The sequence below is a fragment of the Dolichospermum circinale AWQC310F genome (assembly GCF_000426925.1).
GTDB lineage: Bacteria > Cyanobacteriota > Cyanobacteriia > Cyanobacteriales > Nostocaceae > Dolichospermum > Dolichospermum circinale.
The window spans coordinates 11,646-19,050 of record NZ_KE384695.1 but is presented as its reverse complement, the minus strand read 5'-3'; the positions used below and the strand labels follow the sequence as shown (position 1 = coordinate 19,050).

Genomic DNA, 7,405 nt, shown 5'->3' with positions numbered 1-7,405 from the left:
AGCAAAAAATCATCAATTAATAAACCAAAACAATAAAACATTAACAGCCAACACCTTAAAAACATCGCCAAAAAAAGGTAATAAAACCATTGACATCTAATTTTAGACATGATATCCTGAATTTGATAAGGAAGAACTACCTCAGAAACAGACAAAATAACTCTCCGCGCCTCTGCGTCTCTGCGAGAGCAAAAAATCATCAATTAATAAACCAAAGCAATAAAACATTAACAGCCAACACCTTAAAAACATCGCCAAAAAAAGGTAATAAAACCATTGACATCTCATTTAAAATATGATATCCTGAACTGGATAAGGAAGAACTATTTAAAAAATATATCCAAAAGTTCCTTTGTCCCTCCCCAAAAGGAGAGGGTGAGAAAGGTTTTTCCGACTCTGGAACTTCAGGATATCTTACTTAATAAAACTGTAGATGTGTTGAGTCTGCAAGTGATCTTTCAAAGATGACGGTAATACACCATCTGATAAAGTTTGTCTATCTAACTGTACTTGTAAATTACTCAGCGGATCACTACCGTTAGAAATCAGAAATTCCATTTTCTGAACATAGGGTAAAGTGACTATTTCATCTAAAATCAAGCAAATTGCTTGCAGGTAAGGATGACCTTTTTGCTGATACCAATTAGCTTCAGCAATATTAGCTTGGTCGAAACCCAAATGCACTGTTAAAGATGGTTGATCAAACAAAGCAATTCCCAGGGGACGGGCTTCTTCCTGTAATAATAAATGTTGAAGGGTTGATAAATACCGTAACTTTTCCAAACGTTCATAGCGTTTAGTAATTGATTCCGGTTCATCTTGCCAATGTATCGCTACTGTGACAAGATAAGTTTGCAACAACATATGACCCAATTTCTCAGCTTTGGTAGCTAAGTAATAGGTATTGTAATCATTGGACTCAATTAACAGTGGGAGACGGTCTTTAATTTCTAAACCATAACCCTTGAGACCAGCAATTTTTCGGGGATTGTTGGTAATAAGACGTATTTTTTTAATCCCTAAATCCATGAGAATTTGCGCCCCCATACCATAATCACGCAAATCAGCAGGGAATCCTAACCGCTCATTTGCTTCTACTGTATCTAATCCCATATCCTGTAAAGAGTAGGCTTTTAATTTGTTAATTAAGCCTATTCCCCGTCCTTCTTGACGCAGGTAAACAACGACACCTTGACCAGCGTTTTCAATCATTTTTAATGCTGCTTGTAACTGCATTCGACAGTCGCAGCGTAAAGAACCCAAAGCATCACCGGTTAAACATTCTGAGTGCATTCGCACCATGACAGGTTGATCTTGGAAATTTGCTGGATCTCCCTTGACAATGGCGACGTGATCTGTATTATCTACTGTATGACGGTAGCCGTAAATATCAAATTGACCGAACTCGCTGGGTAGTTTGGTAACAATTTCTCGATATATGAGGCGATCATTTTGCAGACGATAACTGATTAAATCAGCAATACTGATAATTTTCAGATGGTGATTTTGGGCATATTGCACTAACTGGTTTAAACGTGCCATTGAACCATCAGGATTTTGAATTTCACAAATTACTCCCGCTGGGTATAGTCCCGCTAGTCTGGCTAGGTCTACAGCGGCTTCTGTATGTCCGGCTCGTTTAAGTACACCCCCTGGTCTAGCCCGCAGGGGGAAAATATGACCAGGACGGCGTAACTCCTCCGGTTTTGTGGCTGGGTTGAGGGTGACTTGGATAGTCCGGGCCCGGTCTTCGGCGGAAATACCTGTGGTTACGCCTAAATGGGGAGCAGCATCAATACTAACGGTAAAAGCGGTTTGGTTAGTATCCGTTAATTTACTGACCATTAATGGTAAGTCTAATTCATCCAAGCGATCGCCTGTCATGGCCAAACAAATCAACCCTCTGGCTTCCACAGCCATAAAGTTAATCATATCAGGCGTAGCAAATTGAGCGGCGCAAATTAAATCTCCTTCATTTTCTCGATTTTCGTCATCTACGACAACGACGACACGACCCGCTTTAAAATCAGATAAAGCGGACTCAATAGAATCGAATTTAAAGGTTTGAGTGGTCTGAGGCTGTGACACAGGAAATTTCCAGCTACCAAGGTAAATTTTTCTAACAATTTCTGATTCTATATTGTAGCTTATTTCTCAGAATTAGAGCTTTTGTGGGATTAGCAAACTGTTACTTGACAATTAAATAGTTCATCTATACTATAGCCAGTTTAGAGTACCATATACATGGAGGATGAAGCTATGGAATTCACGGATATCAGTAAATTACTAGGTAAACCCTACTTTCAATCGTGTAATTGTCTCATTTATAATTTAGATTGTTTAGAGGCAATGGCAATTTTACCAGATCAATTTGTGCGAATATATTCGCCAAACTTTTGCAGTTGAGAATTTTCTGTCACGTCAAAAATATTATAAAAATATAATATTTATCGTTATCAATCATCTACACACTATAAGTGTGATTAGTGATCAAAGATATTTGTGATTATAAGTACCCTAAAAGATACTCCTTGCTATATAATTCAGCCAAAGTTCAATAACAACTCATCAGTAATTAGCTAGTAACTTGACTGCTGATGATTGATAATAGATAACTAAAAGTGGATAAGGATTTAAGATCATGGTAAATTTAAGACGCGTACCAGTGGGAATTGTTGGCGCGTCAGGGTATGGCGGGGTACAATTAGTACGACTACTAATGGATCATCCTGAAGTAGAACTAGTTTATTTAGGTGGTGAAAGCAGTGCGGGTAAATCCTTTGCCGACCTTTACCCACATTTTGGTAATATAGTAGAATTACCTATTGAAGCTGTAGAACCGGACATCATTGCTAGTCGTTGTCAAGTGGTATTTTTATCTTTACCCAATGGACTGGCTTGCCAAATTGCTCCTAAACTTATAGAAAAAGGTTCTAGGGTACTTGATCTGAGCGCCGATTATCGCTTTAGTGATTTGAAAACCTATACTACTTGGTATGGTACAGAAAGAAGCGATCGCACTACAGCAGCAACAGCAGTTTATGGTCTACCAGAATTATATCGCTCGCGTATTGCTGAAGCGAATCTAATCGGCTGTCCTGGTTGCTATCCTACAGCTAGTTTACTAGCGTTGTCTCCCCTGTTAAAACAAGGTTTAATAGTTCCCGAAACAGCCATTATTGATGCTAAATCTGGCACATCCGGGGGCGGAAGACAAGCCAAAGTTAACCTGCTGTTAGCGGAAGCTGATAACTCCCTGGGGGCTTATAACGTCGCTAGACACCGCCACACCCCAGAAATTGAGCAAATTTGTAGCGAATTGGCTAGACATGAGGTGACAATCCAATTTACACCCCATTTAATCCCCATGGTGCGGGGGATTTTAGCCACTGTCTATGCTACCATGCGTGATCCCGGTTTAGTACGTGATGATTTAATTACCATCTATAACGCCTTTTATCGCAATTCTCCCTGGGTAAAAATCTGTAACAGTGGCACTTATCCCCAAACTAAATGGGCGTGTGGAAGTAATTCCTGCTACATTGGCATAGAAGTTGATCCCCGCACCGGCCGAGTGATTGTTATGTCAGCGATTGATAACTTGATTAAAGGTCAAGCCGGACAAGCCATTCAATGTATGAACATCATGCTAGGCTGGGATGAAACCTTGGGACTACCTAAAATTGGGTTTTATCCTTAAAAGGGAACAGGGAACAGGGAACAGGGAACGGAAAGATATTTATTAAACCTCTTACGTTCTTTTTACTGTCACCTGTCACCTGTAACCTGTCACCTATTTTGGTCCTAAACCAATAGTACCAGCATAGATGGCGCGATCGCCCAATTCATGTTCAATCCTTAGTAAGCGATTGTACTTGGCTACCCGTTCACTGCGACACAGAGAACCGGTTTTAATTTGACCAGCGCGAGTAGCTACAGCTAAATCAGCAATAGTTGTATCTTCTGTTTCCCCAGACCGATGGCTAATTACTGAGCGGAAACCGTTGCGAGTCGCTAAATCAATGGTTTCCAAAGTTTCAGTTAGTGAACCGATTTGATTCAATTTAATCAAAATCGAATTACCTGCTTTTTGTTCAATACCCTTTTGTAAGCGGGTTGCATTGGTAACAAATAAATCATCACCGACCAATTGCACTTTTGAGCCTAATTTCTCAGTCAGTAATTGCCAACTTTGCCACTCTTCCTCATGTAAACCATCTTCAATAGATACAATAGGATATTGATCAACTAATTCCGCTAAATAATCAATAAACTCAGTTGGTGCATGGGGTTTACCATCATAAACATACTGGCCATTTTTGTAAAATTCACTAGCAGCCACATCTAAAGCCAAGGCTACTTCTTCACCAGGCTTATAACCAGCTTGTTTAATCGCTGCTACCAACAATTCTAAAGCTACTTGGTTAGATTCTAGATTAGGTGCAAAACCACCTTCATCACCCACACCCGTCAGCAAACCTTGATCATCTAACACCTTGCTAAGGGTAGCAAATACTTCCGCACCCCAACGCAAAGCTTCCTTAAAAGAAGGAGCGCCAATGGGGACAATCATAAACTCTTGAAAGTCTACATTATTAGCTGCGTGCGCTCCACCATTGATCACATTCATTAAAGGGACAGGCAATAAATTCGCCAAAGGTCCACCTAAATAGCGATAGAGAGGAATACCTAAAGACTCTGCACCAGCCTTTGCAGCAGCCAAGGAAATGCCCAAAATTGCATTTGCTCCCAAATTGGCCTTATTGGGTGAACCATCTAGGGAAATCATCAATTTATCTAGGGCTTCTTGGTTGAGAGCATCCAAACCTAGTAACTTAGGGGCTAGTACCTCATTGGCATTCTGGACTGCCTTGAGTACACCTTTACCCCCATAACGGCTTTTATCACCATCACGCAATTCATGAGCCTCAAATGACCCTGTAGAAGCCCCGCTGGGAACTTGTGCCAGTCCGATAGCGCCATTAGCTAAGTGTACCTCGGCTTCGATGGTTGGTCTACCCCGTGAGTCGAGGATTTCGCGGGCGACAATGGCTTCAATAGCAGTATCTAGAAATTTCGTCATTTCTGATTTATCCTTAATTCTCGGTGTGCGCTGGGGGTTTAACCTTTACAGTTTACTAATAACCCAATCGTTAGCTTATGCCGATAACAGAATTTTTTGCCTGAGATTAAAGAAGATTTCCGACTTTGCATGATCTCAGGGGAAATTTGATAAGTTTCTGATCACGTACCGTGGCATTATCCATAACCTGGAGAATGGTAATGAATGTATAAATTACTTGATTTAACTACTTGATTAATTTTTTTTAAGCTTTTAACCGTATAGTTCCATAAGGGGACAGATAGTTGTATTTTATATAAATGTAAAAACTAATATCAAGACTTTTAGCAACAATGCTCTAACGCTGACAATATCCATAGCTAAGTTAATGTTACAGCAAATCTTAGTTGCTGGTAAGCATAAAAACGCAATTACCATCAAATAGCCTATGACTGAAAATGATGAACAGGAATTTAATAAACTACTAGCAAAATCTGATAGTGAGTTGATTAAGGACATTCTTGAATACAATCAAATTTCATCTCTTGTATTATCTGGAGTCCTAACCGTAAACCCAGGCAGTCGTTATGGACATTTTAAATCTGTTCTTGATCATAACGGACGAAAAATAAAATATCCTAATGGTGATCATATTGATTATGTATTTATTTACGATCCTTATGAATTAAAAAAAGATGAACGGTATTATTTTGAGTGTGAATTAGAAAAAAACCTGAAGGAAAGGAGAAACAGGAACAATCCTTATTTATTAAAAACTACTGTTGATAGAGTTCAACAGGGAGAAAAATTAAATAGTCTTGTCAAAGCCATAGAGGAAAAGAATTATGAAATTAACGAACTAAATGAGGCAATTAAATATTGGGAGGAAACAATCGCTCAAAAAATCACCGAAATTTCAAAAAATGAGAGTTTCATATCGGAGTTAAGTGAAAAAATAGAGTTCAATAAAATACAACTTGACAAAATAAAAAATCAAAAAACGGAAATGGAAAACACCATAAAAATTCTCCAGCAAAGGATTAATATTTGCCGAAAATTAGAGTTTTTGAACGAGGAGGATGAAAGACAGTATATTTCACTATTCAGAGAAAAATACGTTATTCCTAGTAATTATTTAAGTTTTGAAAACGAATTAGAAAGTAGTTTTGTAAAATTAGCAGATCATGTACATCAATATTTATTTCATCAGAAAAAGCTGATTTATACAAGATTTCAGATCAGAAATTTTTTGACCCTATTAAGAACAAATGATTTAATTGTTTTGAGTGGTTTGTCAGGTTCGGGTAAAACCCAAATTGTCAAAGCATTTGCGGAAGCATTGGGTGGAGTTGCCAAGATTATACCTGTTAAACCTAATTGGACAAGTTCAGATGATTTGCTGGGATATTATAACCCTATTCAGATGTCTTTTCTGCCCACACCTTTCACAGAAGCAATAGTAGAGGCTATTCACAATCCAGATCAATTATATCTCATTTGCCTAGATGAGATGAATTTAGCAAGAGTTGAATATTACTTTGCAGATTTTCTTTCAAAATTAGAAGAACGCAGTAATGAACCAGAAATTGAATTATATGCCAAACATGAAGAAGAATTATTCATATTTGTGTAAAAACACCGCACACACCCTTTTTAAAAGGTAGTGACGGCAAATATCATGAGTCTCTTTTTAATTTGAAAGATGATTTATGGATAATTAAAAGAGAATGGGAGATAGGACAAAGGGGAATTGGATATCATCATTGTCCTTCTATAAATACAATTGGTCAAATTGAAATTGGCATTTTAGACAATTTTATTTCAATTGATATAAATAGCAATATTCTGGATTTTGACTTTGAACAACTTAAAAATGATTTTGAGGGTGAATTATGGAATTTAATCACCTCCCAAAAATCAAAAATAACTTCTAGTAGATTAGAGTTAAAATACTATGATAAAATATTCCGTTATTCAGAAAGTAAGTCAATTATTGATTTTTTAAAAGCTTATGATGCAATTGAAAAAACTCCTAAATCTGAATTATTAACCTCAAAAGGTATTGCCAAAATAGAGAAAGTAAAACCTATTGCTGAAACTTACAGAAAATTAGTAAGTATTGGTGGTAGTGCTAGGGTTTTACCTTCAAAAACATTTATTGAAAATTACGATATTTATGAAAATCGCTATTTATGTTTGATGTTAAATAGTATATATAAAATTGTTTCAAATAATATTAATTATACTAACAAACAGTTAGAATCTTTGGAATTTAAAATAAATGATAAAAAGGCTAAAATTAAAGTTTTAAATGATCCTAATCCTCAAGTTAATCAGGAAGAA

The 7,405-nt window shown here is 37.2% G+C and carries 5 protein-coding genes; 3 read left to right on the top strand and 2 right to left on the bottom strand.

Annotated features, from left to right (window positions below):
• Window positions 1–414 precede the first annotated feature (414 nt).
• On the bottom strand, window positions 415–2,088 hold the full coding sequence (ribBA, locus tag ACIR310F_RS0115275; RefSeq protein ID WP_028084572.1) for a bifunctional 3,4-dihydroxy-2-butanone-4-phosphate synthase/GTP cyclohydrolase II: 1,674 nt from the start codon (window positions 2,086–2,088) through the stop codon (window positions 415–417).
• A gap of 553 nt (window positions 2,089–2,641) precedes the next feature.
• On the opposite strand from ribBA, the gene argC reads away from it, so the two are divergent.
• Complete coding sequence (gene argC / locus ACIR310F_RS0115270; RefSeq protein WP_028084571.1) at window positions 2,642–3,700, top strand: N-acetyl-gamma-glutamyl-phosphate reductase; 1,059 nt, start codon at window positions 2,642–2,644, stop codon at window positions 3,698–3,700.
• A 93-nt stretch (window positions 3,701–3,793) separates the two neighbouring features.
• On the opposite strand, the gene eno is transcribed toward argC, so the two are convergent.
• Complete coding sequence (gene eno / locus ACIR310F_RS0115265; protein ID WP_028084570.1) at window positions 3,794–5,083, bottom strand: phosphopyruvate hydratase; 1,290 nt, start codon at window positions 5,081–5,083, stop codon at window positions 3,794–3,796.
• 427 nt (window positions 5,084–5,510) lie between these two features.
• Between eno and ACIR310F_RS22720 the strand changes: the two genes are divergently transcribed.
• A complete protein-coding gene (locus ACIR310F_RS22720; RefSeq protein WP_028084569.1) occupies window positions 5,511–6,695 on the top strand; it encodes an AAA family ATPase in 1,185 nt (394 codons plus the stop codon).
• A gap of 62 nt (window positions 6,696–6,757) precedes the next feature.
• Window positions 6,758–7,405, top strand: a 648-nt coding sequence (locus tag ACIR310F_RS22715) for a hypothetical protein (protein ID WP_196803224.1), incomplete at its 3' end; no start/stop codon positions are given.

Bases quoted from the DNA above. Each gene is read 5' to 3' on its own strand.
- argC (WP_028084571.1), top strand. From the start codon at position 2,642: ATGGTAAATTTAAGACGCGTACCAGTGGGAATTGTTGGCGCGTCAGGG.
- eno (WP_028084570.1), bottom strand. From the start codon at position 5,083: ATGACGAAATTTCTAGATACTGCTATTGAAGCCATTGTCGCCCGCGAA.
- ACIR310F_RS22720 (WP_028084569.1), top strand. From the start codon at position 5,511: ATGACTGAAAATGATGAACAGGAATTTAATAAACTACTAGCAAAATCT.